This is a genomic window from Streptomyces violens, assembly GCF_000717745.1.
Lineage (GTDB): Bacteria > Actinomycetota > Actinomycetes > Streptomycetales > Streptomycetaceae > Streptomyces > Streptomyces violens.
Genome location: NZ_JOBH01000003.1, coordinates 362133 through 386760, shown reverse-complemented (window position 1 = coordinate 386760; position 24628 = coordinate 362133). Strand labels below are relative to the sequence as shown.

Genomic DNA, 24628 nt, shown 5'->3' with positions numbered 1-24628 from the left:
GTGCCGTGTCATCCACCACGACCAGCTCCCCGTGAGCCAGTCCTTCACGCCCGGCACACCGACGGAGGCCACCTGTGCTTGCCCCACACGCCGTCAGCGAATACGGCTCCCTGCGGCAGGTCGCCATGCGCTACGCCGGCGACTTCACCCGCGACCTGGAGGGCCCGGGGATGCACCCGGTCCTCGCCCGGCAGAAGACCACAAGCACGTGGGCGCCGTACGACACAGCCCGCGTCCGCGCGCAACAGGATGCCTTCATCGACCTGCTCCGCAGCCGCGGCACGGAAGTGGTCCTGCTCGACCCCGCCCCCGGATGCTCAGCGCAGCACTACCCCCGCGATCTGGCCTTCGTCATCGATGACGTCCTCGTCATGGCCCGGCTGAACTCCGCGCACCGTCTCCCGGAGACAAACGCGCTCGCCCGGCTCACCGCCGCGATGCCGAAGGTCGTGCACTTGCCGGACGGGACCATCGAGGGCGGTGACGTCATGCTCCACGACGGCGCGGTCCTCGTCGGCCTGAGCGAGGAGACCTCAGCCGCCGGCATCGAAGCCCTGCGGGCCTCCTTGGGAGCGCTCGGCATCGACCGCGAGGTCGTCCCCGTACGGTTCTCGGTCCCAGGCATCGTCCACCTGGACGACCACTTCAACATCGTCGCTCCGCGCACCGCGCTCATCCACCGAGCGGTCTTTCCCCAGGCCCAGGTCCGATGGTTCGAGCAGCGCTTTGACCTGATCGACGTCACCGACGACGAGGCCCTGGCGGTTCAGGCCAACGTCCTGGCGACCGCGCCGGAGACCGTTGTCATCGCTCGGGGCAGCGACCGCATCGCCCGAGCCCTGACCGCGCGAGGGATCGAGGTCCTCATCGTGGATTACTCCGAGGTGACAAAGGTGCCCGGATCGCTGCGCTGCAGCACCCTGCCGCTTCTGCGGGCCTGAACCTCCGCCCTGCCGCGCTCTCAGCCCGGCCCTCGCCGCGGCCTGTTCCCGTACCCGCCGCCGCAGTTGGTCCTCCGGCGTGCCCTTCTGCGAAGGAACCGTTCATGCTGACCGCCACCGATACCGTCGAGCCCCTGCCCGGCGAGTTTCTGTTGCTGCTCCTGCTCCAGATTGGCGCCCTGCTCGCCCTGGCACTGGGACTGGGCCGCCTGGCGCAGCGACTCGGACTGCCGACGATCTTGGGCGAGCTGGCGGCCGGGGTTCTTCTCGGGCCCTCCGTCCTCGCCCACGTCGCGCCCGCGTTCTCCGCGTGGCTCTTCCCGCAGGATGTCGAGCGGATGCACCTGCTCGATGGCGTGGGGCAGCTCGGCGTTCTGCTCCTGGTGGGCTTCACCGGCATGCACGTCGACCTGAAACTGGCCCGACGGCACGGAAGAACCGCAGCGTCGGTGAGCGCTGCCGCTCTCCTCCTCCCCTTGGGGCTCGGCTTCGGCCTCGGCCTCTCTTTCCCCGCTAAGCTCAAGCCCGCCGGTATCGATCCCGTGGTCTTCGCGAGCTTCCTCGGCGTCGCCATGTGCGTCAGCTCCATCCCGATCATCGGCCGCGTCCTCGTAGACATGGGTCTCATCCACCGCACGGTCGGCCAGCTGATCCTGGTTGTCGCCACCATCGACGATGCCGTGGGCTGGCTGCTCATCTCGGTCGTGACCGCCATGGCCACGACCGGCCTCGGTGGCCACGAGATCGTCACCCCGCTGTGGCACATGGCGGTCCTGCTGCTCCTCACCCTCACGGCCGGCCGCTGGGTGGTAAGCCGGACCATGCGCTGGGCCGCCCGCACCTACTCCGCCGCGCCCACCAGCACAGCAGTGGTCGTACTCCTCGTTCTGGCGGGCGCGGGCGCCCAGGCCCTGGGGTTCGAGGCGCTGCTGGGCGCCTTCTTGTGCGGCGTTCTCATCGGAACCAACGTGACCGAACAGCACAAGACGAAGCTCGAACCGCTCAACACCACCGTGCTGGCGTTCCTCTCCCCGCTGTTCTTCGCGCTCGCCGGGCTGCGGATCGACCTCACCTCACTCGCCCACCCCACGGCCGCTGTGTGGGCGCCCGCTGCACTGGCCGTCGCCGTGATCAGCAAGTTCCTGGGCGCCTTCGTCGGAAGCGCGGTCGCCGGGCTCAGCCGGTGGGAGGCCCTCGCGGTTGGCGCCGGCATCAACGCGCGCGGCGTCATCCAAGTCGTCATCGCCGTGGTCGGAGTCCGCCTCGGACTGCTCAACACCGCGACGTACAGCATCATCGTCCTGATCGCCATCGTCACCCCCCCCCTGATGGCGCCACCCATCCTGAAGGCCACGGTGAGACGGCTCGCCTACACAGAGGAAGAGAAGCTGCGCGAGCAGCGGCTCTGTCCGTCTGCCACCACGAGCGGTACCGGCCAGTGACGGCGCCGGGCGGCGCCGGACGGGCGGCGCGGCTAGAAGTCGTCGAGCGGCTTGTCTGCGGTGAGCCGCGAGATGCGGGCTGTCAGCCGCCTGCTCATCAGATGGCGCGACGATTCCACAGCGCGCTTCGTCAGCTCTGCTTGCTCCGAAAGGTCTCCTCGAAGGCGCGCCAGTTCCGCGGCCGTGATCAGCAGCTCTACGTTGTCGCGTGCGCGCTCGCCGGGCATGCCCAGGGCCGTCTTCAGCGCCTGCGTCCCCGGTTCGACCAAGTCGGCCATCGTGAGAGCCCACGCCGCCTGGGCTTCCAGCTCGTGCTGGTCGAACCATGCGAGCCAGCGGGGGTTGGACGCGGCCCCGGCCCGGTCGAAAGCCTCCCGGGCCCGGGCCACCGCATGCAGCACCTGACCTGGACTGCCGTTGAACGCCCACGCTCGGGCCTCGGTGATCGCGGCATACGCCTTCACCAGCGGCGGTGCGCCGTCGGAAGAGAGGACGGCGCTGCGGGAGTGCGTGAGCACGTCTTTTCGATCTCCCAGAGAGGCAGCCAGGCGGGCTTGGTGGATGTGCACGCGCGCGATGCGAGCGCGATCACCGATCGCCTGGGCCAGCCTCATCGCCTGCAGGTCATACCGCTGGGCGAGTCCCGGGAGCTGGTCGTCGTACGCCATGCTCGCCATCGCAAGCACCGCGTCCGCCACACCGCCATACAGTCGCCGCCCCGCTCGCGCGGAGAAGCCACCATTCAGAAGCTGGACGGCATGAGTACTGAGGAAGTCCGCGAAGACGCTGCGGAACTTCCCCCCGCCGTGCTGCGCGTCCAGCTTCCCGTAGAGAACGGTGTGGTCCTCCAGCAGCTCTATGTCGGCGGTCGTGATCTTGTACCTGCCGAGACCGGCGATGTTCGTGTCGGGCGGCATGACGAGAGCTTCGCGCGAAGCGGGGCCGAAGACGCCGGGGAAGAAGGTGCTCTTGACGACGCTGCGGCGCCGCATGGCATCGAGCTCCCAGAGCTTGGACAGCATGCGCACGGCGTGGGAAAGGTCCTTGTACTCAAGGGATTCCGCGGCGATGTCCGCAGTGTCCGCCGGCCAGCCGAGGCTTTCCGGTGTCACGTGTTGGCGCCGCGCTGAGGAGAGCACGTGGCAGGCCGCAGCCGCGAGTTCGACGCTTGGAATCGCACCGTGCTTGCACCACCGGGAAACGGTGCTGGGGCTGACGGTGTACGACAGCCCCACCGCCTCACATCGGGTGCGCACCCGAAAGGCGAAGCCGCGCATGGACCAACCCAGTTGATCCAGGTGTCTGAGTAACACGTCGTTCCCGCCATCGCTCGCCTCCGCGGAGCGCGCCATCACATCACCATCCATTAGGCGCGTCGAGCGAACCGCACTGTGCCGGAACACAGCGGGGTCACTTGGACGCGGGTCGAGGTACGGAAGGGGCTCCGCATGCGGGGCCTGGTCTTGGGCGCATTGGCCTTCGGCGTCCCAGTCGAGGCGGCGATCGGGGCAACCACCGCGAGCGGATGGCCGCTGAACTGCTGGGGGCCGTGCCGACAGGGGCGATAACGCAGACGGCGAGACGTGGCGACGTTGGAGCTGTTCGGCCTCCTCGGCGTACGGAGGAAGGCGGACCTTCTGGCCGCTGAGCTGCGGGCGTGTGCTGCATAGAGAGCCTGTGGAGGGAGGTGTCGGCAGCGACGGACGGCCAGGAATCGGTGCCCGTACAACGGCCCCTTCGTTGCGGGCGATCACGAGGCAGCTCCCGGCGCGGCAGGGGATGACCCGGGGTGCGCTCCGGGGCGTCCGACGGTGACCGAAACTGCGGTGCGGGAAGAAAGCTCGGCAACAATCGGCATGAGTCCCCAGCCGCGCAGCAGGTTGTTCAGCACCCGCACCGGCTCGCCTGTGATGGTCAGGCGAGTGCAGTGGGCCGCCAGTGCCCGCAGGACGGCACGGGCCTGGAGTTCGGCCAGGGGGATGCCGGCGCACAGGTGTGGCCCGGCGCCGAAGGCGAGGTGGCGGTCGACACGGTGGCGACGGATGTTGAAGGCATCGGCTTCCGATCCCCATTCGACGCGGTCGCGGCCGGCCGAGCCGTACAGCAGCCATACTTGCTCACCCGGATCCAGCCGCACGTCGCCGATTTCGACGGTCTTGCTTACTATCCGTCCGAAGCCTTGTATCGGTGCTTCCAGCCGGAGGGCTTCGTGGAAGGCGGGCGTCGCGCAGACGGGGTTGCGGCGCAGGTCTTCCCACTGCAAGGGATGGCGGGCGAGCTGGGCGATCGCTGCGGTGATGCCGAGGATGGTGGTGTCCATGGACGCCGCGGTGTAGGCGGAGGCGAGCGGGATCGCGTCCGCCTCCTTGATCTTTCCCTCGTCGACGGCCTGGAAGATCGCCCCCATCCAGGAGTCCGGGGTGACGGTCTCGCGGGTGACCGTTTCGTGGAGGAACTCGACCATCCTGCTGGCCACCGGCAGTGCCCGCTGGTAGCGCGTGTTATCGGGGCCGAAGACGTCGAAGGTGGCAGCGGCACCGGTCAGCAGGAACTGGCGGGTCTCCTCCGGCAGGCCCATCAGTTCCATCACGGTGTCGCACACCATGGCCCGGGCCAGCACTGCGGCGTCGAAGTTGCCGTGGGCGACGTGCTCGCTCACCAGGCGGTCGGCGCGCTCGGTGACGGTACCGACCAGGCGCCGTATGGCCCGCGGGGCGAGCTGCGCGGACAGCACTCGGCGCAGGCGCACGTGCGCCTCGGCATCCGCGGCCAGGACGGTGCCGACGAGGACCTGAGTGTTCGCCAGCTCGGTGAGGGCGACACCTCCTGCGGAGCCAAAGGCGCCCGGGGTATGCAAGATCGCTTTGATGTCGGGGTGGCGCGGAATCGCCCAGACCCCGTGCTGGGTCAGGTGGACGGCCGGCCCGGCCTTACGAAGCTCCGCGTAGACGGGGTAAGGGTCATGGAGCACCGCGTCGGCGAACAGGTCGATGCTGGAGGAGGGGGGTGCGGTCACGGAAGTCGTCCTTTCTACGCGGAGGCGGGCTGGGCGCGGGTGATGAGGTGGTCCAGGAGGGCCAGGAGCACCTCGCGCACGCTGTCGCGGCTGCGGGCATCGAACATCCGCACAGGGATGTGGGGGCCCAGCGCGAGGGCGGAGGCGATCTGCTCGGCGGTGTATTCCTGCCGGCCGTGGAAGCAGTTGGCCGCGACGATATAGGGCAGGTCGTACTTGTCGAAGAAGTCGACGGCCGCGAAGCTGCGGTCCAGGCGCCGGGTGTCGACCAAGACAACCGCGCCGACGGCGCCCTGGAGCAGGTCGCGCCACATGAACCAGAAGCGCTCCTGTCCGGGGGTGCCGAACAGCAGCAGCTGAGCCTCGTCCATGGTGATGCGTCCGAAGTCCATGGCGACCGTCGTGGCGGTCTTCTCCGGAGTGCCCGCCAGGTCATCGACGCCGACACCGGCCGAGGTCAGCCGCTCCTCGGTGCGCAGCGGAGGGATCTCGCTGACGGCACCGACGAGGGTCGTCTTCCCGACGCCGAAGCCCCCGGCGATAAGGATCTTGAGCGTAGGCGGTGCGGCGCCGTCCACGCCGGGCTCAGATTTCCGCAAGACGATTCCTGACTCTCCATAGGAAGGCGACGTCGGCCGCCTGGTCAGTGGTCATGGACGCCTGGTGGGTGACCAGGCCGTGCGCCCGGAGCTCGTTGAGCATCACCGCGGTCGGGGTGAGCCTCATGTGCAGGCGGGCGGCGATCTCCGCCACAGCGATCCCGGTACCGACGCACCACCGCAGGACCGCCTGCCATTCCTCGGGGATGACCCCGGCGGCTTCAACGGGGATGGCCGTCCGGATCAGGGAGTGCATGGTGATCCGGTGTGCGGGATCCGTCTCGCCTTGGACTGCCGCCTGGGCGGCAGTCAGGGCGAAGGTCCGCGTGCGGCGCGGCTGTGGGGTGCTCATCAGGGCGTCCGGGTGTCCGGGCGGTTGTCGGTGCCCATCTGCCGGCCGAAGGCGCGAGCGACGCGAACGGTCTCGCGGATGCTCGCGCCGATCGCGCCGTCGGACTTGACGTAGGCGACCAGGCTGCTGCCTTCACCGCAGGCGGTGACGATGACGTGCGCGTGCTCCAACGTCACGTTGGTGTGGGTGACCTGACCCCCGTTCACCGGGCCGGAGAGTCCCTTGCCGAGGCTGGCGAGTCCGGAGCAGGCGGCGGCGATCATTTGCACCTCATCCTGGGCGAGGCCGTAGCCGCACTTGGCGAGACCGTCGTTGGACAGCAGCACGATCGCGAACACGTCGGGGACGTCGGCGAAGTGATCGCGGAGGTTGTCGTAGCGGGCGGCGTCCCCCGGGGTCGCGGGGGAAATGACGTTGCTCAGCTGCTTGAGACTCACAGGTCTTCTCCATGGGGGGTGATCTTGATGTCGTCGAGGGCGCTGAAGGCGTTTTCGATCTCCTCCAGCGGGCGCGGATCGACCGCCTGCCGGCGTGCCGCGGGCACCGGGGCTTCGTGCTGTAGCTGCTTCACCAGGTGCGTTCCGGGCTTGCGCTGCGGCAGGCCGGGCACGGGCTGGGGACCGGGCCCGGCGGCGTGCCGGGCCTCGCCTGCAGCCGACAGAGAATGCTGTTGGTCGGCGCGGCGCTGCGACATTCGTTTGACCAGGCCGCTGGCAGTGGTCGCGTTCTGCTCATGCCCCTCGCGAGGCTCCTGCCGGCTGGGGCCGGAGGGGTTTTGGACCAGCGGTTCGGGTGCCTGGGTAAGCAGGGCGTACGGCACGAGCACGGTTGCCAGCGCGCCCAGGTACCGGGATTGGCTCAGGGTGACCTTCACGCCGAGCCGCTGAGCGAGCTGACCGACCACGAACAGCCCCAGCTGATGGGAGGTACGGGCGAGGTCCCCGTACAGCGGCGTCTGTTCCAGTCGGGTATTGAGCTCGCTGATCTGCCCGGCGTGGAGGGGCTGGCCGCGGTCTTCGACCTCGATGGCCACGCCGGCGGACGCCTCCACGGACCGGATGGTGATCTGGTACTGCTCGGGCGAGAAGGTGGTGGCATTGTCGATCAGCTCGGCCAGCAGATGCGTCAGCTCCCCAGCGGCCTCCGGAGAGACCCACGCCTCGGCCCGGAAATCCTTGATCACACGCTTGAACCCGGCCGACTCGCCCGCCGCGTCCATGAGGAGATTGGCGACATGGACGGGGCGGTCGTGCGGATGGTCGAGCTGGCCGCCGGAGAGCACCTGGAGGTTCTCCAGAAGCCGCCGCACGCGGACGAGCTGGTGGTCCAGCTCGTACAGCCGCCCCAGAAGCTGGGGATCGTCGCCGTAGTCGCTCTGCAGCTGGTCCAGAAGCGTGAGGAGCCTGCGGCCGATGATGACCACGGCCCGCGTGCTGACCCCTTCGGCGAACGCGGCGAAGCCCCTGCGCTCGTCGTAAACGGTCTCCGCCGCATCGGCGGCCTGCTGGGCAAGCAGCGCCAGGGCGTTGCCGACCTGGTCGAACTCATCCCGCGGGTGCGGGTGCGCCTGGGGAAGCGTCGAACGGTCGGCTGCGCGGCCGTGCTGCAGATCCCGCACGATCGTGGGGAGCAGGTCCTGAGCGACGGTCAGGGCGCCGACGCGGACCTGATCGGCGCGGCGGATGACGGTGCGGGTGACGCCGAAGATCAGCAGGGCCAGCGCGACGACGATGGCCAGGCTGATGCCGAGCTTGATGAAGACCGCGCTGCGGATTGCGTCCGCGCGCTCGTAGCCGTGGGCCAGCAGTCCCTGCGTGCGGTTCAGATTGAGGCCGGCAACCTGCTGGGCCACCTCCCCATACGCGCGGTCCCACTGCTGGACGGAGGACGGCAGGGTCTCGATGGCGCCGTTGGTGGTGGGGGCGCTGATCAGGTCGCCCTCAATCTGCTCGACCGTGCGCCAGGAGCGGGAAGAGACGATGCGGTCGTAGGTCCGCTTGTCCTCCTCCGGCAGATAGGGGGCAATCCACCGCCGGTACATCACACGCTGGGATCCGTACGCCTCGGCGAACGCCCGACGATGCTCGGCGCTCATCCCGCCCGCGGCCTGGGCCTGGCCCAGCAGCGCATCCTCCTGGCTCGCGCCCTCGCTCGCCCAGAACAAACCGACCAACGGACGGGTTTCCTGGGTAAGCTGCGCATCGTCCATCGCGCTCAGCGCCTGGTAGAACTGCACCATCGTGGAGAGCAGCTCGGTGTAGTACCCGGTCGCCTCATCCGGATCACCGGTGCGGGCATCGACGGCGCGGCGGGTCGCCTGCAGCCCGTCGATCTTCTCGTAGACCCGCTCCACGTACGCCCACTTGTGGCGCCGCTCCGTCTCCAGCTTCGTCCCGGAAAGGTGGCGGAAGGAGCTGACCCCCTTGTCCGTGGCGGCACGTTGCTTATCCAACCGCGCCTTCGCGGCAGCCGTGCGCCGGGCCAGGTACGCGGCGGTGAGCCGACGTTCCTGCTGAGCGCCAACGAACAACGGCAGGCTTGCCTCCCCGCCGAGCTCTCCGGTGGCACTGTCGTTGCGCAACTGGGTCTGCTGCTGCCAGTCCCCCCACGCGTCGACCAGCACGAAGCCGAGCAGAGCCGTGATCGCCACGGTCGCGACCAGCGTGAGCCGGGCCCGTACGGTCAGCAGCCGGTGCCAGGCTCTCGGGGCGCGGTGTGGGGGGCGATGTTTGTTCGTCGTCATGGGGCCTCAGAGTGGTCGGACGAAGTGGGAGGAAGGGGGGAGGGCTGCCGAGGCGCGGTGCGGGCCGCCGCGCAAGGGGGAATGCGTACGGACCACAACGCGACCGCGCCTCGACAGCCGGTCTAGAACCGGACGCAGCCGAGCTCATCGAGAACGGCCACCACCGCGTCGTTGATGGTGGGCGCAACGGAGGACGAAGCCAGGTAGAAGCCGAGCAGCAGGCACGTAACTGTGTGGCCGGCCTTCAGCCCGGATCGCTTCACGAGCAGGCAAACGATCAATGCCAGCACGCCGACGAGCGGGAGATTCACCACGATGACGACGTCCGTGGGTCACGCCGCGCACATTGCGGCGGAAGAACGTCTGCCACGGCACCGTCCTAGCTGGTCGTGCAGCGCCCGTGGGGAGGTCAGGCACGGAGCGCCGGGCGGAATGAGCCAGAGCCCCAGCACTGCGGCTGCAGAGGTTCGCCAAGACCGGCCGAGCACGCGTGCTGCGAGGCATGGCATTGCGAGTGCGCTGCGTACCACCAGTCCACGGTGCCGGCTGGCACCGGAATGAGCGCTTTCGCATGCTGCAGGCAGCACAGCATCGGCCCCACCGGCGTGCTCGTATCGAGCAGGCTCTCGGCGGCGTCCACTGCCAGCCGCAGACTGGCCTCGACGATGTCGATGGGACGTCCCTGCAATGTCTCCGGGCGCGGGGTGACGCCGAATCGGAGCAGCCACGGGTAGCGGCCGAGGATCATCAAGAACTCCGTGCATGTGGTCGGAAGCGGCAGAGCCGGGCATCGGTCCGTGCCTCCTGTTCGGTGGGTCTGCTGTGGAACGCGGCGTCTGTTGACCCGCCCCGGGCGCTCATCGGGGTGACACCACGGGGTGAGATGAGCGACCGGGACGGGGTTGGAGGCCCGCCCGAGCTGCTGCTGTCCTTCCAACGCAACTGGGGCGGGCGGTCTATGGCCGGTCGGGCCGTCTACTCGGGCGGATGGTCGAGCAGGTAGTCCTCCGGCGGGACCGCGAAAGGCACGGCTCCGCAGATGCGCTCGTGGGCCGCCCTTTCCCTGAGGCGCCGCAACCGTTCCTTGGCGTGCTCGGGGCAGTCCCACTCAGGTGGGAGCATCGCTTGGAAAACTCGGCCCGCTGTGTCGAGGCGGCGGTACAGCTCGCGATGAGTGACATGCCGACGCCACCACTCTTCCACCGCCCAGAGGACTGAACGCGCTCGCTCTGCGAGCGTGGGCCGCGACGGGTTGAGTATCCGCTGCCGGTTGATCTCCTCGATCGGGAGCGGACGCTTCGAGGAACGCCTGATGCGAGTGCTGAGCGATGCCATCAGAGGACCTCCCGCAGATCGACGACAGCAACTGCTCGAAGTTCGCGGACCGTCCGGGAGGCGAGCACGGCCTTCAGGCCCTCGTCTCCATAAGGCCGCATCACATCGACAGCCTGTGTCCGCCACCCGTCGACCGTGAGCTCATAGGCAGTGCCAAAGACTCCCCACAGCTTCGGCGTCCTGGCCCTCAGCACCACGAAGTCCTCCCTGCTGAGATGGGGGCAACGCTCGATGGCCATGCGAGCGTGACGCTCACAGAGGGGCGGCATCTCCGTCAGGGAGCCCTCCGGCCATGTCGGCGGATCCCACGGCTTACGCCAGTCGAGGAACAGCCAACCGTCCTGGTTCCTACTGGCCGGCAGGCCACAGTGTTGGCATTTCATGTAGGTCATACAGAGGTGCTGCCGTGCGGGGTGCATGCTGTTGTAGATGGGCCGGCCGACTCCGGGAGAGTGGGTCATCCTCGCTCTGAGCACCCCGGCGCGATCACGGTCCGTAGGGCGGGGGATGCCTCGGTAGGCAAGACGTGGACCGGGCGTGAGCTGGACGGCCAGGTCGGACTCGTATCCCGGGCGCTCGCTGCTCCACGCTACGACGTGCGGGACAGCGGTCGGACGGGCCGTGGAGCGTGTGAAGGTCATAATCTCGCCTCGCGAGGAGCGCTGGCCGACACCACTTGCTGAAGGAGTGGCTTCACGATTGATCCCAACCATCAGGTTCTCCCTGCGGGAAGCACGAAGGTGGCCCACGTCATTGCACCGTCGCGGCTGACGCCCCAGCCGTCGGCAAGGCCAGCGACGAGTGGGAGCCCGCGGCCGTGCTCGTCGTCGTCATTCGCGCGCCGAACCCGGGCTGGCTGCGGCGTCCCGTCAGTGACCTCGATGCGCAATTCGTGCGCAGAGCGCGTCACCCGGAGCCCAATGGGCTGCTGTCCCAACCCGTGCTGGATCGCGTTGGTAACCAGTTCGGAGACGATGACGGTGGCGCTGTCCACGAGGGCATCCAAGTCCCAGTAACGCAGGTGGGCCGCGGTGACCCGGCGCATGTGTGCCACACGGCGGACCTCCGGGGGCAAGGCCACGTCGAAGCCGCCCAGGAGGCCCTGGCCTGCGGCTGTGGCGGCCGGGGCGACGATGGCGGTGAGGGGAGTCATCGGCGTTCTCCAGAGAGGCGTTAGCAGGGCATGGAGCGGGCGTGGCGGCAGCAGTAGACACAGGGGCAGTTTTTGGCCGGACTCCTCATGCAACGGCGGCACTTGGTGGTTTCGTTGTCACCTAGCGAACCGTTAGGAAGGGCGAGTAGGCATCCCCGAACGGCTTCCGATGCCGTCAAACCCGTCAAAGATCATCTTCGGAGCAGGAACGCACCATGGCGCGTGAACGGAACGAGAAGTTGGCCGCTGCCATCGCGGAAACCGGCTGGTCGCAGCCCAAAATGGCGGCGGCGATAGTCCGGGTGGCTGCCGAGGCCGGCGCGGAGGAACTGCTCGCCGTCACCCGTTCCCACATCGCCATGTGGATCGCGGGCACGCGGCCTTCGGGCCGGGCGCCGCGTATCTTGTGCGAGACGCTGTCCCGCCGTCTCCAACGCCCCATCACCCCGGCCGAGATCGGGCTGGACGCACCGGATGACCCAGGTGCCTCCGAATGGCACGTCGATACGCTGACCGCCCTCGTAGATCTCGGGAGTACCAACGTGGACCGACGCCGGCTGTTGGCCGGGGCCGCCTACTCGATAGGCGGGCTGGCTCTGCCCCCTCAGCAGTGGTGGGACGATGCCCCGCGCCACGCTCAGTCCCGCCCCGCGACCACCGGCCGCCGGGTCGGAGCATCGGAAATCCACGCTGTGCGCGAGATGACCGAGTTCTTCTCCCGCCGTGATCAGCGACAGGGCGGCATGGACGGCCGGACAGCCTTGCACCAGTACATCTACGACGATGTCGCGGCCTACCTGGGCGGCACGTTCGCCAGCGACACGACACGAAGCCGCATGCACGCCGCCGCTGCAGAAGCGGTCTACCTCGCCGGCTGGATGTCCTTCGACGCCTCCCAGCATGAGGCTGCGCGTCGCTACTTCACGCTCGCGATCAAGCTGGCGGCCGAGGCCGACGATGGCCCCCTGGCTGGCCACATCCTCCGCGCCATGGCGCATCAGGCCACCGACCTCGGATACCCGAAGCAGGCCGTCGACCTCGCCGGTGCCTCCGTCGACCGCCGACGCTACGCCCTTGCCTCGCGGCGCGAGCGTGCCCTGCTCGGTGTGGTCCGGGCCCGCAGCCTGGCAACGGACGGGCAGCGGCGCGAGGCGCGAAGCGCTCTTCTCCGGGCTGAGGACGACCTGGCTGCAGCCAAGCCCGGTGACGAGGAACCGAGCCGGGTCTGGTTCTTCTCTGAAGCGTCCCTCGCCCACGAGACCGCACGAACGTTGTGGGCGCTCGGTGACCTCCAGGGAGCCGAAACCGAGTTCTGGCGCAGCGTCCGTACCCGCAAGGCGGATACGTTCAGCCGGACCCACGCGGTGACACTGGGCTACCTCGGTGCACTGGAGGCACAACAGGGTGGTGTCGAGGCAGCCTGCGCGGTCTGGGGCCAGGCGCTGGACGTCATGCAGGGCGTCCAGTCCGGCCGGGCCCGAGAGAGCGTGATCACCATGCGGCGGATGCTCTCGCCCTACCGGAACCGGGGGATCAGCGCCGCAGCCGAGATCGACGAGCGGGCCCGGGAGCTGCTCGGACGAGTAACCTGACCGGATCATGCCCAGTGGGGTGCCCGCCAGGACGAGGCCGTACGGGCCCCCTGCGATCGGATCGAGGAGATGCGCGTGTCCGAGCACATCGAGGTTCCCATCATCGCCACGGTGGTCGGCGGCCACACAGGCCGTCTGGATGACTTCAAGGGCGGTGTGGAGTCGATCATCCGGCTCGCTCCCGAGTACCCGGTGGAAACGCTCCAGGGCATCGAGGAGTTCAGCCACCTCCAGGTCACCTGGTTCTTCAGCGAGGGCTCGCCCGACGACGTCGCCCTCCATGCCCGGTCGCCCAGGGACAACCCCGACTGGCCCGCTACGGGAACGTTCGTCCACCACAACCACAGGCGTCCGGCCCGCATCGCCACCTCGTTCCCGAGGCTCCTCAGCGTGGAGGGGCGCGACCTGCACGTCACTGACCTTGACGCTGACGACGGCACCCCGATCATCGACCTCGTGGCCGTCTTCCAGGAGATGCTGCCGCGCGGACCCGTCACGCAGCCGTCCTGGCCGAGCGAAATGCTCGAGAACTACTGGCGCGACGCCAAGGAGCGCTGAAGCGCCCCCCTGAGCCTGCCGCAGAGAGCTGTTGGTGCTGTCCCGAGAGGGAATCGTGTACATCAGCCGATCACAGGGCGGTGGTGCGTTTCAGGTACAGGTCGCGGAAGGCCGCGGTGATGGTGGCCAGGTTCCGCATGTGATCCCACGCCTGGTAGTGCGTGGTCTCCGCGGTGGGGCGCTTCTGCAAGTCGAGGAGGCCGTGGGCGATCCGGTAGAGAGCTCGCACCGCGGGGCGCTCCTTGGCACGGAAGTCCATGGCTTCCATCAGGTGCCGGAGGTGCTTGTGGAGCTCTGCTGTCCGGCCGTCGATGGTGTCCCGAGACGGCATGGACACGCCTGGGGCAAGGGCGAGTTCGATGGTCGCGTTGATCAGGTCGATGTCAATCTCCTGGCGCGCATCCAACCTGATCTGCGAAGTGGGCGGCTCGACCGCGCTCTCCTGGGTTCCCATCACGTGCCGGCCTCCTTTCTTGTGAGCCACGGTTTGGCTGACACGTTCAGGAAACCGCTCCAAGGCACAGCGCTCCACGGCATCAATGCGGCACTCTTGAGGCAGTTCTGATGCACGGGTGCGCAATGTGGGGACGCCCGGGTAGGCCGGGGAAGGGAACCGCAGTGGGGTTGGCCAAGCGGCGGAAAGCTTTGGGTTACAGTCAGGAAGGACTTGCCCACGCGCTCGGCGTCGACCGCACAACGGTTCAGCGCTGGGAGAAGCACAAGGCTTCGCCACAGCCGCCCATTCGGCCGAAGCTGGCGGAGCTGCTGAACATCGACCTTGACGAGCTGGACGTTCTGGTGGCCTCGCCACCGCCTCCTGAGGAAGCCGCAGGGTCGCCACCAAGCGATCACCACGGCTCTGGGGACATCGACGACATGATCCGACGCGAATTTCTGCGCGCGATTGCCGTAACCGGCGCTCTGACCGCCTTGCCGGTCGATGAAGCCGAGGCCCTGGCCGAAGGGGCACGTCGCGGAGCCTCGTCAGACTTCACGCGGATGAACACTCATCTTTGGCAGGTCTACCAACTGGCCCGTTCCAAAGGCTCGGTGTACCCGATCGTGCGCGATCAGATGTCGTCACTCAACGGCGCTCTGGCCAACCGCTCGGATGCGGAAGTGCCAGCACTGTGCAACGCAGCCGGCGATCTGTTCCAGCTTGCAGGGGAGCTGTCCTTCGACAGCAACCGCTACACCGATGCGGCGGCTTCCTACATGCTGGCTGCGTCTGCCAGCAAGGACGCCCAAGCCTTCGACCTGTGGGCGTGCGCTCTGACCCGCCAGGCATACGTGGACGTGTACGAAGAGCGGTATCGAGAGGCCGCAGGCGTGCTGGCAGCTGCTGAGAGGGTGGCAAAGCGCGGGGACAGCTCCTTGTCCACACGTCACTGGGTAGCGGCCGTTCAGGCAGAAGCTTTCGCCGGCATGGGGGACCTAACCGCCTGTGAACGGGCTCTCGACGAAGCCGAGAAGGTGCAGAACCTCGCCACACCTGCGCACAACGGAGGCTGGCTGCGGTTCGACGGCTCCCGTCTGGCGGAGGAGCGTGGTGCCCGGTACGTGCAACTCGGCCGGCTGGACCTCGCGGAAACAGCGCTGACGACCGCGCTGAAGCAGGGCGCTCTCGCCCAGGGGCAGTCCTTCCGCCGCCGCGGCGCTGTGCTCACCGACCTCGCGGCGATCGGGGCGAAGAGGCGTGACGCTGACCAAGTGATCACGTACGGGCGGGAGGCGCTGACCCTGGCTCGGGAATCTTCCTCCGGCTACGTCGCCCGTAGACTCCAGGGCCTACGAGCTGTGATCGGCCCGCTGGCCCGGGATCGGAGGATCGCCGAGCTGGGAGCGGAGATCAGCGCACTGAGTACGACGTGACGAGAGGGGCCAGCATGTCGCAGACCGAGGGCGCGCGACTGTTCCGTGAGGCGTGGATCGCAGGCGTTCGTGAGCACTTCCCTGGCGAGCCGAAGCCCGGCTACGTGACGCCTTGGGAAGGCACCCCTGACTGGGAACGTGCGGCGGCTGGCGCCGTGTACGAGCAGGTACGCCAGTTCCTCGAGCTGAGCGGCGGCCACGCCTCGCGACTGACGCGCGAGCAGAAAGGGCGCTTCGTGGCGACGTGCTGGACGGCTCAGATGTACAAGCACTTTGAAGACCCTAAGCCGGGCTACGTGGCGGACTGGCCGGACCTGCCGCAGTGGCAGCAGGAAACTGACTCGGACATTTTCGAGGCCATCGAGAAGAGCCTGAGCTAAGCGACAGGTCTTGTGTCCCGGAGCCGACGCGGGGCTCCGGGACACGGGACGAAACAGAGCAGTCGCGCCGAGCCGGGCGCCTCTCGCCTCATCTGGCTGCTGGCCTTTTACGACGAGGCCGAGCTGCAGTCTCTGGCACTCACGGCCTATCTCGCCCTCGGTGACTGGTCTACTGCTGAGTACGACGCAGATCGCTACCGCGCCACGCTCAGTCCGCACATGCGCCTCACGGTGATGATCCGGCGCATCCGCTGAGCGTTGCGCCGCCCTCCTACATAGAGGACATCCAGAAGACGAGCCGGGGGCGCCAGGTCCCCTGCGACCGTAACCAGGGAGACGAGCGAGTGTCGGACTACCAGCAGGCCATCAGCGAACAACAGTGGCGCGAAGCCAAGCTGATCTGGGACTACCACCAGATGTACCACGAGGTGCGCCCGACCGACGCCGCCATCGGTCTTGGCAGTCACGACCTCGGGGTGGCCGCCTTCTCCGCTGAGCTGTACCACGCCGGCCTTTACACCACCCTGGTGTTCACCGGCGGCAACAGCCCCACCACAGCGGCCCGCTTCCCACATGGCGAAGCCGTCCACTACCGCGAACACGCCCTCGAACTCGGTGTCCCGGACAGTGCCATCCTGCTGGAGCCCAACGCCGGCAACACCGGCCAGAACATCGCGCTCTCTCGCGAGGTACTGGCCGCCGCTGGCATCACGCCGAAGTCAGTGCTGCTCGTGTCCAAGCCGTACATGGAACGACGCTCATACGCCACCGCACGCAAGGTGTGGCCCGAGGTGGAGGTGATCTGCGCTTCGGAACCCTTGGAATTCGACGATTATCTCAAGAGCATCGGGGACGAAAAGCTCGTCGTTGACATGCTCGTCGGCGACCTCCAACGGGTAATCGAGTACCCATCGCTCGGATTCGCCATCGAGCAGGACGTCCCGGAGGACGTGCATGCCGCGTACGCGTCTCTCACCAACGAAGGTTTCACCAGCAGACTCCTCTCCTCATGACCTGCCCGCATCGGGCGGGCGCTGAGCCATTCACCAACCGAATCACTGTGGCGCCTGAGCACGCTGGCCAAGCCGTTCGCCGGCGAACTGCTGGATCGTCTTGGACGACGTACAGTTCGCCCCTCCGCGACTACCAGCACCGTGCTCGCCTCGCTGCCATTGATCGATCTCAGCAGCGCCAATGGCTCGCTCTTCCCACCCACCTGCCTCACGGACGAGCGACCATCATCCGAGAAGCCCGTCTCGTCGACTCCGTCAGATTCCGCCGATGTATCACGCACATACTCTCGCAGCACTACCTAAATAGTCCCTTTTGGCCCACGGTGCGCTCCGCGCTCGTGGGGCGTGGACCTCAGCGCAGAGAGCGGGCAGATCACCGGCGTGCTGTGAAGCACCTGCTCAGGTCAAGGCCTCGTCGAGCAGGAGGTAGAGCACACCGATCAACGAGCCGCTGCTAACGATCTCTCGTCGATCGATCATCGCCTTCAGATTCGAGATCGGGATCCACTCGACCCGATCTGACTCGTTGAGTTCGGTGGGCGGCCCGATGTACTCACCAGCGCGGGCCCGGAAGACGTGGTGCTCGGAGTCGGTGATGCCATTTGCCGGCTGCGCGTAGATGAGCGGTTTCACCTCCTCGACCCTCCACCCAGTTTCTTCCTCAGCCTCACGCATTGCCGCCTGCTCTGGGGTCTCGCCTTCCTCTATGAGTCCCATTGGCAGCTCCCAGCCCCAAGTGTCCGTGATGAAGCGGTGGCGCCACATCATGAGCACACGTCTTTGATCATCGACGATCGCCGTGACAGCGAGGTGCCGCAGGCGCACCACGTGATACTCCAAGCGCTGACCATCTGGCTGCTGAACATCAACAAGACACAGGTTCACCCATGGATTCGTGTAAACCTGTCGCTCGCCATGGACCTGCCACTGCATGCGCTCTGCTCCCTCGCTGTGAGCCCCCAGCATGACAGGCTTCTGCGAGGAACGACCGCTACCTCGGGAACCATCAGGGATGACGCACAAACCTGTAGTGTCCCCGCTCCGCCTGTTTCCCTTCTCATCAGCACCCCGCCTGCCCCAGTAGCCCGTGTCCTACATGGTCCAACTCAGCGCAGATGCCGTTTAGATGCCCTGCAAACTGCCAGTCGGGGACGGCTGTGCTGTGCGGGCATCACGACCGCTGAATCGCTTCACCATCGTCTGCCTGCCTAACAGGCGTGCCCTTGCCCTTCAAATACTCGTTCAGCTCATCGAGACGCTTCCATGCGGCCGGGTCGGTGCCGTCGCCCAGGAAGTAGTGCAGCGTGGGATGTGTGGTGGGTCCGAGCGAGGTGGTGTGCACGGCCGGGGCGTACTCGGCGACCGTGCGGCCGACGGCACGCACCGCGTGGGAGCCCAGTGTGAAGGAAACTGGGATCGGGAGCGCTTCACGGCGGGGCGGGGTGGTCAGGTCCGCGCGGGCGGTGTGCAGGTGGATGAGCATCGAGGCCAGCCCGTGCTGAGTCGTGAGGGTCTCGGCGAGCTCGGGTAGGACGTCCAAGGATGGGGCACGGCCTGCGGTGTAGCCGACGGCGAGGGTGACGTGCTCTTCGACTCCCGCGGGGGTGCGGGTGATTCGGAGGGTGGCGATGGCCGGGTGGTCGGCAGCGCCGACGGTGACCAGCCAGGTGGGGGCGGACTTCTGGGCTCGGGTGCGGGCCAGCTCAGTCAGCTGTCGGGGTGCCCAGGGCAGGTTAACGGGCTCGGCGGTGGACCATCCGGCGGGCGGTGCGCCGGTGAGGGCCTCCCAGGCGACCTCCAAAGCTCCGCCGAGAAGGAGGCGCTCGTCGGCGCGGTGCGTGGTGCGCAGGGAGAGGAGCAGCTGCCGCTCGCCCTGGGGATTAGGATCTGGGCAAGCGGCGTAGGCATCCGCGACCGCGGCGTTGCCGGAGGTGTGCAGCGGCGTGAAGTGACCCTCGTGCCAATGGAGTACCGCGCCGGAGCGCCCGTCGTAATAGCCACCATCGGGGGCGCGGACGACCCAGCGGGCCGGCAGGCCGTCCAGCAGCGACCGGGCAGGCAGGGTCAGTCGGGTGTCGGGCGGGGTAACAACCTGCAGCTCGCGCCCGGAGGCAGCCGCGGCGCGCAAGACGTCGGTGAACCAGCTGGTGGCAGCCATTATGGGGCGGTTTTGGATGACCACAGCTGCCCGATCGGTGACCACGTCGACGGACAGCGGATCCTCGCCGGCCACGATCGAAGGCGCTTCGGCGTCTGCGGCGGGGACGGTCACGATGTCGGTATGTGCGGCGTCAGGTGGCCAGGTGGTGCCGCCCAGCACGGCGGTAAGCCGCCCGGCAACGGCCCCGGCCAGGTGTCCGGCCTCCTCGACCGCTGTACTGGCTCGCACCTCGGTCCACCACATCGGGGCGTTCACGCGTACGTCCTCGCCAAGCAACCGGGCGGCCTCACCCGGCGTTTGGATGAACAGAGGAGCCTCGACGGACACGATGGGGCGGCCGTCGCTTGCATGCAACTGGACGGCGGCTCCCTCGGAAGCACTTCCCACGCGCATGCCAGGCCCGCCCGCGTACAGCCCGGCAAGAATCGTGTGGACGTCGGGCATCTTTGGCGTCAGGGCAATGACGTCCTGTGTCACAAAAATCCAAGTCAATAGGGCCGGGGCAAGCTAACCCGGTGCCGCAGTAATCAATCGGTGCGGAGGCTGCTCAAATCCTCAGCGATGATCACGTGTCGAACTCGTTCAGCCAGGTGCGGTGCAGCAGGTGCTTAGGCAGATACTCGGATTCGACCTCGATCGGGAAACCGGCGTCGTAGGCAAGGCACGCGAGGGCGAGTGGGGCGAGGGCGACAAGTCCCGCGCTGCTGTTGCTCCGCTCTTCGTCCTCAGACCAGTACTCCTTGTGCCATCGCACTGCGTCGGACAGGGCCTCGTTGAACTGCCCGGGCTCGCGCATGATGTACCGGGTGAACAAGTTGATGGGCGGGTACAGGGTCTTCAGTACCAAGTCCGGGTCGGCCACGCGCAGCGAATCGGGATGAGTGCCGTTCATTGCGGCCGTAAGCAATTCTCCCAAGTCCCCTCCTTCCCGCCACGTCACCTGCAAAGCTTCCACCCACGAGTAGACATACTCGTCGAATACCGCGCCGGAAGCGCGCAAGAGAGAGATCGGGACGTTGGCCAGCTGGGTCATCCGCTCCTGCTCTCGGCAGATGACCGCGAGCCAGAAGGAAGTCAGCCAGTTTCCCGCATCGGTGTAATGCTGAGGGCCTGTGGCCGGGATCGTCCGCATCTCGTCGGCAATCCGGCACTGCACCGTCTCGTCCGAGGTGGTGGCCGCGGCGAACAGGGCGGAGCCCACTTGCATGGCGGTTACCCATGCTTCCCAGGTGGGCAGCATGGCAGCTCTGGGGTCATGGGCACAGTGCGTCTGGGCGGCGAGCAGCGAGGTTCCGAGCGCCATGTTGAAGTTGGCCGGTGACCGCTCGAGGGAGCCGATCTTACGGCGGGCGCTATTGTCAAGTTTTTCAGCACGGGTTTCTGCACCCTCAAGCGGAAACGCGTGGCGCGGCACGATAATGGCCATCCTTAACGCCCTCTACCGATGTTGAAGTACGTCATTTCGTATCCATGATACTCAGGCCCGACAGGGTTCGCTCGCACCTCGATGTAATCAAGGTTACCGTCCGCCCAAGCTTGGGCCAGCTCGTCCGCCAAGTCAATCTCTCCGCGAGCCTCCATAGCTAGGAGAGTCGCTTCGAAGTATTCCGGCGTCCCTTGCTGGACATCTCTTCCCGTTCCAAGGTTGCGCACCCCCAGTTTGGCCCGGAGTGACCCCTTGGCTTCCACTACCACATAGCGGCCGTTTTGCGCACGCCAAATCTGATCGAATCTGTATCTACCACGAGCGCCATCGTCCAGTCTCTGAGCTTGTGGATAATGGTCCCGAATGGCGTGGAGTTCCGCCGCGTCCTCACCAAGATCTTCACTCGCGTCACGCGCAGCCGAGTGGCTGTCCTTGTATTCGCGTATGGCGTCATTCACCGCCAGTTCGTTCTCGGGCGTCTTATGTGAGTTATATTCCGCGATGGCGGCAAGTTTCTTCTTCTCGGTGGCCATGTCGTGGTCGATCAGATGTCGACGTACTTCCGCGTCGCGCTTCAGCGTATCGACATGCTGGGGTTCGACCGTTGCCGGGTCGCCCATGATTTTCCCGGGGTGGTGAATGGCCCGTAGCGGCGGAGTCTTGTCCGCGGTGAACGGCCTGTCCGGGTCGCCCGTGGCTCTCAGCTGGGGCAGGTCGTTCCCGTACTCGTCCACGCCTTCGACCGACCGGCGTCGGCCGTCTTTGTAGTAGTGCTGCTTGCGCCAGTCCGGGTCGTTGTTCGCGCGGTCGACCTGCTCTCGGAGGATTTCCTCGTCCGACATCGCACTTCGGTCAGGTACGCCGTCGCCGCCCCCGCTACTTCCGTGCCGATCGGGAGCGTGGTGACCACTGTCACCCGCGCGGCCTGCGCCGTTAGCGTCCGGTCCGTCGGCAGAAGCGAACGCACCGGAGTGCGCATGGTGTGCAGTGCCGGCTTCCCCTCCCGAGGCACTGCGCTCGCCTCCGCCGGGCGGATCGTGGCTGGCTTGGGGCGGCAAGTTCTCGCCCAGGTGGGCTGAGGCTTCGGGGCTGCGGGCGCCAGCGCCGACCAGTTCGTGCTCGCGGGGCGTCTCGACCGGTGGGGTGCGCTGGGCGGCCGACGGCTCGTGCGGAGCCAGGCTGGTGTCGGGAGCGCCTTTCCCGCTGGGAATGAACTTGCCGTCTTCGATGCGGACCTTGGCGCCGTCGGACAGCTCGATGACGCTGTGCGGAATGTCCGCGGCGGCCGCTGCACTCGTAGCCGCACGGACGCCGGCGGTCACTTCCGAGAGTTTGGGCAGGGCGCGGGCCGCAGTCCCCACCGCCTTGGATGCCGCGCCGATCGGGTCGAGGACTTCGCCAACCTTCGACAGGGCGCCGGCCACGCGTGCGGCGCTGCCGGCCTTGCCCACCGCGCCCACCTTGGAGGCCACCCCCAGCGGCCCCGCGCCCATGGTGAGGCCGTTGTAGATGACGGTACTGAATGCCTTGGCGGGGTTAGTGGACCAGTCGTCCCAGGCGACAAATGACTTTGCGAACTCCTTGGCGTCCTTCCTGTAAGGGGCGTGGAGCCGACGCCAGTTGGGATCGATGTTCTTGCGGTCGCCCGATGGGTCCAAGAGGTAAGACTCCATGCCCAAGAACATCTTGCCCGCGCTTTCACGCGTAGCGTCGCCCTCCTCGCCGGAGCTGAAGAGGTTGACCAGTCCCTCCACCGAGCCGACGACGTTGTCGTACAGCCCCACCCCGAACTCCTGCAGGTGGTAGTCGATCCCGAACGGCAGGGCGTGATAGTGCGCGGGGCTTCCCCAGGGCAAGGACTCGGCCTCGGCGAGCTGATCGGTACTGAACCCGTAGGCGTTCTTCTGCTTCGGGCTGCCGTCGTTGATGTGCCACTGTGTACCGCCGACGGTGGCTGTGATCTTGTCCGCGGCCGTTACCTCGGCCTGCTGGAAGGCCGCGACGGCTGCATTCACCCCGTTCCACAGTGCCTGGTGCTCATCGGCCTTGTCCTGGTCGCGCTCCCAGTCGAAGAAGACGCCGTGCTCACCCGTGATCGAGGCAACGAACGCCGTCGCCCGGTGGCGTAACTCCTCCAGCCGCTGGACGATCTCGGCGACCTCGTCCGCATAGCCTGCCAACGCGTCGGCCACCGTCTCCAGATGGTCGGCAAAGTCCCCCGACTTCTCCCGCACTGCCTGCGTGGTCGCGAACAGCTGCTCAGCCTCGGGCGCCTGGTAGAAGGCGTCCAAGCGCTGGAACCGGGAGTGCACGGCTCCGCCGTGTCCCCGAATCTCCTGCGCTGCCCGCCGCATGGAGATGATCTCGCCCTGCAGTTCGGCCAGGTCCCCGGTGAAGGTCGGTATCTTCTCCGGACTGATCACTTCTCGTCCGCCTTCTTACGGGCGGCCTCCAACACCGCGGACACATCCGGGGCCAGCGTCGCCTGATGCTGGGCATTCCACGCCTGCTCCAGGCTCCCGGTGACATAGGCGTTGGTCGCCTCCACCGCCCCGTTGGCCGAATTACTGGCTCGCAGCGGCAGGAACGCCACATCCCTCTCGGACTCCTTGGCGAACGTGGCCAGCGCCACCGGCACCAACCCCGACGCCTGGCCGCCACCGGCCCCCTCACCACCGAAGGCCAGCGTGCCTGCCGACTCCATGGCGCCCTGCACACTGCTCCCGTACAGCCTGAGGCCCGCGTTCATGCCGTCGGCGGCCTCCCTCACCTCAGAGATCACCGACCGCACCCCCGCAGGCGAGATGTCCCACCCCGTCATGCCAATCCCCCAAGCCGCTCAGTTGGGACGCCTCCAACAGCAGCCATCGTCACACACACCACTGACAACCCAGAAGCTGTATGCGCTCAGGCTGCCCCCGCTACCTATCTGCGCTCCCACCAGACTCGGGACCGCAGGTGGACCCCCTGACGTCAGTGCGCCTCCCCGCCCCGCAACTGTCGACGAGCGACTCGGCATGGAGTGCGCGGGAGAGGACTTCGCTCACCCTGACCACTTAGACGTCATTTCGTTTGGTGTGATCTTGCGGCAGTCTGGGGTGGTGACTGCCCCTCTTGTCGAGCGGATGGTGCCGGACAGCCTGTGGGAGCTGTTCGCGCGCGTGGTGCCGCCGGCGCCGGAACGACCGCAGGGCGGTGGCCGGCGTCGGCGCGGGGACCGTGAGGTACTGCCCGCGATCATCTTTGTGGCCACCTCGGGGTGCACGTGGAATCAACTGCCGCCGGGCTTCGGACTACCGGGGGTGACCGCGTTCCGCCGCTTCACCGAGTGGTCCGAGGCCCGGGTGTGGGCCAAGTTGCACCGCCCGGTCCTGGACGAGCTTCGTGCCCGCGGCGAGCTGGACTAGTCGCGGTGCGCGATCGACTCCGTCAGCGTTCGCGCCCTCAAAGGGGGCAGTTGACGGGACCGAATCCGACCGACCGCGGCAAGAGCGGATCGAAAATCCACCTCATCGTGGACGGCAACGGCCTCCCGGTCTCGATCGGCATCTCCGCGGCCAGCCTCCACGACAGTCAGGCACTGATCCCGCTGGTGTGGGGCATACCGCCGATCCGCTCCCGCCGTGGACCGCGGCGTCGTAGGTCCGGCAAGCTCCATGGCGACAAGGGCTACGACTACCCGCACCTGTGGCGATGGTTAGCCGGCCGCGGGATTCGCCATCGCCTGGCCCGCAAGGGCACCGAGTCCTCGCGGCGGCTGGGCCGGCACCGCCTGGTCGTTGAGCGCACGGTGTCCTGGCTGCTGGGCTGCCGATGCCTCCATCGCCGCTACGAGCGCAAGCCCGAGCACTTCCTCGCCTTCACCGCCATCGCTTCGACTCTCATCTGCCATCGACGACTCGAAATGAAATGACGTCTTAGGAGCGGGTGTGGTCAACTCCACCCCCAAGCAGGCGGGTTACCGACTGGTGGAAGGCAGGGCGGCGGTAGCGTGCCGTCGACCACACACCACGACCCTTGACCGGGAGCCACTCCGCGATGTCTG

23 protein-coding genes and 1 pseudogene are annotated in these 24628 nt (G+C 67.4%); 8 read left to right on the top strand and 16 right to left on the bottom strand.

The features are described from left to right. The first annotated feature begins 74 nt into the window (after positions 1-74). Entirely contained in the window at positions 75-941 is an 867-nt protein-coding gene (locus IF04_RS0108305; protein WP_030253007.1) for a dimethylarginine dimethylaminohydrolase family protein, read from the top strand. Positions 942-1045: 104 nt separating this feature from the next. Further along, positions 1046-2383, top strand: coding sequence for a cation:proton antiporter (locus IF04_RS0108300; RefSeq protein ID WP_051830870.1), 1338 nt, complete (start codon positions 1046-1048; stop codon positions 2381-2383). Between the two features lie 32 nt (positions 2384-2415). On the opposite strand, the gene IF04_RS0108295 is transcribed toward IF04_RS0108300, so the two are convergent. The 10 genes from IF04_RS0108295 to IF04_RS0108245 all read right to left on the bottom strand — a co-directional run bounded on the left by IF04_RS0108295 (position 2416) and on the right by IF04_RS0108245 (position 11581). Further along, positions 2416-3735, bottom strand: a complete 1320-nt coding sequence (locus IF04_RS0108295) for an NsdA family TPR-like regulatory protein (RefSeq protein ID WP_245654321.1) — start codon at positions 3733-3735, stop codon at positions 2416-2418. A 398-nt stretch (positions 3736-4133) separates the two neighbouring features. Beyond that, positions 4134-5399, bottom strand: coding sequence for a cytochrome P450 (locus IF04_RS0108290; RefSeq protein WP_078599991.1), 1266 nt, complete (start codon positions 5397-5399; stop codon positions 4134-4136). Positions 5400-5413: 14 nt separating this feature from the next. Beyond that, the gene (locus IF04_RS0108285; RefSeq protein ID WP_051830869.1) at positions 5414-5998 is read right to left on the bottom strand and encodes a GTP-binding protein; all 585 of its coding nucleotides are present in this window, start codon (positions 5996-5998) and stop codon (positions 5414-5416) included. Continuing rightward, positions 5985-6350 carry a DUF742 domain-containing protein gene (locus IF04_RS35580; protein ID WP_037958633.1) on the bottom strand — a complete coding sequence of 122 codons (366 nt, stop codon included), beginning with the start codon at positions 6348-6350 and terminating at the stop codon, positions 5985-5987. The genes IF04_RS0108285 and IF04_RS35580 overlap by 14 nt, the downstream gene beginning before the upstream one ends. Beyond that, entirely contained in the window at positions 6350-6787 is a 438-nt protein-coding gene (locus IF04_RS0108275; protein ID WP_030252995.1) for a roadblock/LC7 domain-containing protein, read from the bottom strand. Before IF04_RS0108275 ends, IF04_RS35580 begins: the two co-directional genes overlap by 1 nt. Further along, positions 6784-9093 carry a sensor histidine kinase gene (locus tag IF04_RS0108270; protein ID WP_051830866.1) on the bottom strand — a complete coding sequence of 770 codons (2310 nt, stop codon included), beginning with the start codon at positions 9091-9093 and terminating at the stop codon, positions 6784-6786. The genes IF04_RS0108275 and IF04_RS0108270 overlap by 4 nt, the downstream gene beginning before the upstream one ends. Positions 9094-9215: 122 nt before the next feature. Further along, positions 9216-9410: a hypothetical protein gene (locus IF04_RS0108265; RefSeq protein WP_030252990.1), complete on the bottom strand. Its 195-nt coding sequence runs from the start codon at positions 9408-9410 to the stop codon at positions 9216-9218. Between the two features lie 92 nt (positions 9411-9502). Beyond that, a complete protein-coding gene (locus IF04_RS0108260; RefSeq protein WP_051830863.1) occupies positions 9503-9841 on the bottom strand; it encodes a hypothetical protein in 339 nt (112 codons plus the stop codon). Between the two features lie 586 nt (positions 9842-10427). Beyond that, entirely contained in the window at positions 10428-10667 is a 240-nt protein-coding gene (locus IF04_RS0108250) for a hypothetical protein (RefSeq protein WP_030252985.1), read from the bottom strand. Between the two features lie 473 nt (positions 10668-11140). Next, complete coding sequence (locus IF04_RS0108245; protein WP_030252984.1) at positions 11141-11581, bottom strand: ATP-binding protein; 441 nt, start codon at positions 11579-11581, stop codon at positions 11141-11143. Positions 11582-11796: 215 nt separating this feature from the next. Here IF04_RS0108245 and IF04_RS0108240 point away from each other — a divergent pair, with 215 nt between their 5' ends. Next, positions 11797-13173 carry an NsdA family TPR-like regulatory protein gene (locus IF04_RS0108240; RefSeq protein WP_030252983.1) on the top strand — a complete coding sequence of 459 codons (1377 nt, stop codon included), beginning with the start codon at positions 11797-11799 and terminating at the stop codon, positions 13171-13173. Positions 13174-13242: 69 nt separating this feature from the next. Continuing rightward, a complete protein-coding gene (locus IF04_RS0108235; RefSeq protein ID WP_030252982.1) occupies positions 13243-13731 on the top strand; it encodes a TrmO family methyltransferase domain-containing protein in 489 nt (162 codons plus the stop codon). Positions 13732-13801: 70 nt separating this feature from the next. On the opposite strand, the gene IF04_RS0108230 is transcribed toward IF04_RS0108235, so the two are convergent. Further along, entirely contained in the window at positions 13802-14185 is a 384-nt protein-coding gene (locus tag IF04_RS0108230; protein ID WP_157847614.1) for a DUF6415 family natural product biosynthesis protein, read from the bottom strand. A gap of 164 nt (positions 14186-14349) precedes the next feature. Here IF04_RS0108230 and IF04_RS0108225 point away from each other — a divergent pair, with 164 nt between their 5' ends. The 3 genes from IF04_RS0108225 (at position 14350) to IF04_RS0108210 (ending at position 16996) form a co-directional block, all read left to right on the top strand. Next, on the top strand, positions 14350-15603 hold the full coding sequence (locus IF04_RS0108225; protein WP_030252978.1) for a helix-turn-helix transcriptional regulator: 1254 nt from the start codon (positions 14350-14352) through the stop codon (positions 15601-15603). Positions 15604-15617: 14 nt separating this feature from the next. Further along, positions 15618-15983 (top strand): hypothetical protein, encoded by a 366-nt coding sequence (locus IF04_RS0108220; protein ID WP_030252975.1) that lies wholly within the window; start codon positions 15618-15620, stop codon positions 15981-15983. Positions 15984-16327: 344 nt separating this feature from the next. Beyond that, positions 16328-16996, top strand: coding sequence for a YdcF family protein (locus IF04_RS0108210; protein WP_030252971.1), 669 nt, complete (start codon positions 16328-16330; stop codon positions 16994-16996). 399 nt (positions 16997-17395) lie between these two features. Here IF04_RS0108210 and IF04_RS0108205 read toward each other — a convergent pair whose 3' ends face one another. The 5 genes from IF04_RS0108205 to IF04_RS0108185 all read right to left on the bottom strand — a co-directional run bounded on the left by IF04_RS0108205 (position 17396) and on the right by IF04_RS0108185 (position 23404). Further along, positions 17396-17929 (bottom strand): NUDIX hydrolase, encoded by a 534-nt coding sequence (locus IF04_RS0108205; protein ID WP_030252969.1) that lies wholly within the window; start codon positions 17927-17929, stop codon positions 17396-17398. Positions 17930-18167: 238 nt separating this feature from the next. Next, a complete protein-coding gene (locus IF04_RS0108200; RefSeq protein ID WP_342668120.1) occupies positions 18168-19412 on the bottom strand; it encodes a DUF6177 family protein in 1245 nt (414 codons plus the stop codon). Positions 19413-19722: 310 nt separating this feature from the next. Continuing rightward, positions 19723-20583 carry an immunity 49 family protein gene (locus tag IF04_RS0108195; RefSeq protein ID WP_030252964.1) on the bottom strand — a complete coding sequence of 287 codons (861 nt, stop codon included), beginning with the start codon at positions 20581-20583 and terminating at the stop codon, positions 19723-19725. A 2-nt stretch (positions 20584-20585) separates the two neighbouring features. After that, positions 20586-23006: a hypothetical protein gene (locus tag IF04_RS36505; RefSeq protein ID WP_051830859.1), complete on the bottom strand. Its 2421-nt coding sequence runs from the start codon at positions 23004-23006 to the stop codon at positions 20586-20588. Beyond that, positions 23003-23404 carry a DUF6507 family protein gene (locus IF04_RS0108185; protein WP_030252959.1) on the bottom strand — a complete coding sequence of 134 codons (402 nt, stop codon included), beginning with the start codon at positions 23402-23404 and terminating at the stop codon, positions 23003-23005. The genes IF04_RS36505 and IF04_RS0108185 overlap by 4 nt, the downstream gene beginning before the upstream one ends. Positions 23405-23708: 304 nt before the next feature. On the opposite strand from IF04_RS0108185, the pseudogene IF04_RS0108175 reads away from it, so the two are divergent. Next, positions 23709-24496: pseudogene (locus tag IF04_RS0108175) on the top strand (IS5 family transposase). Positions 24497-24628 lie beyond the last annotated feature (132 nt).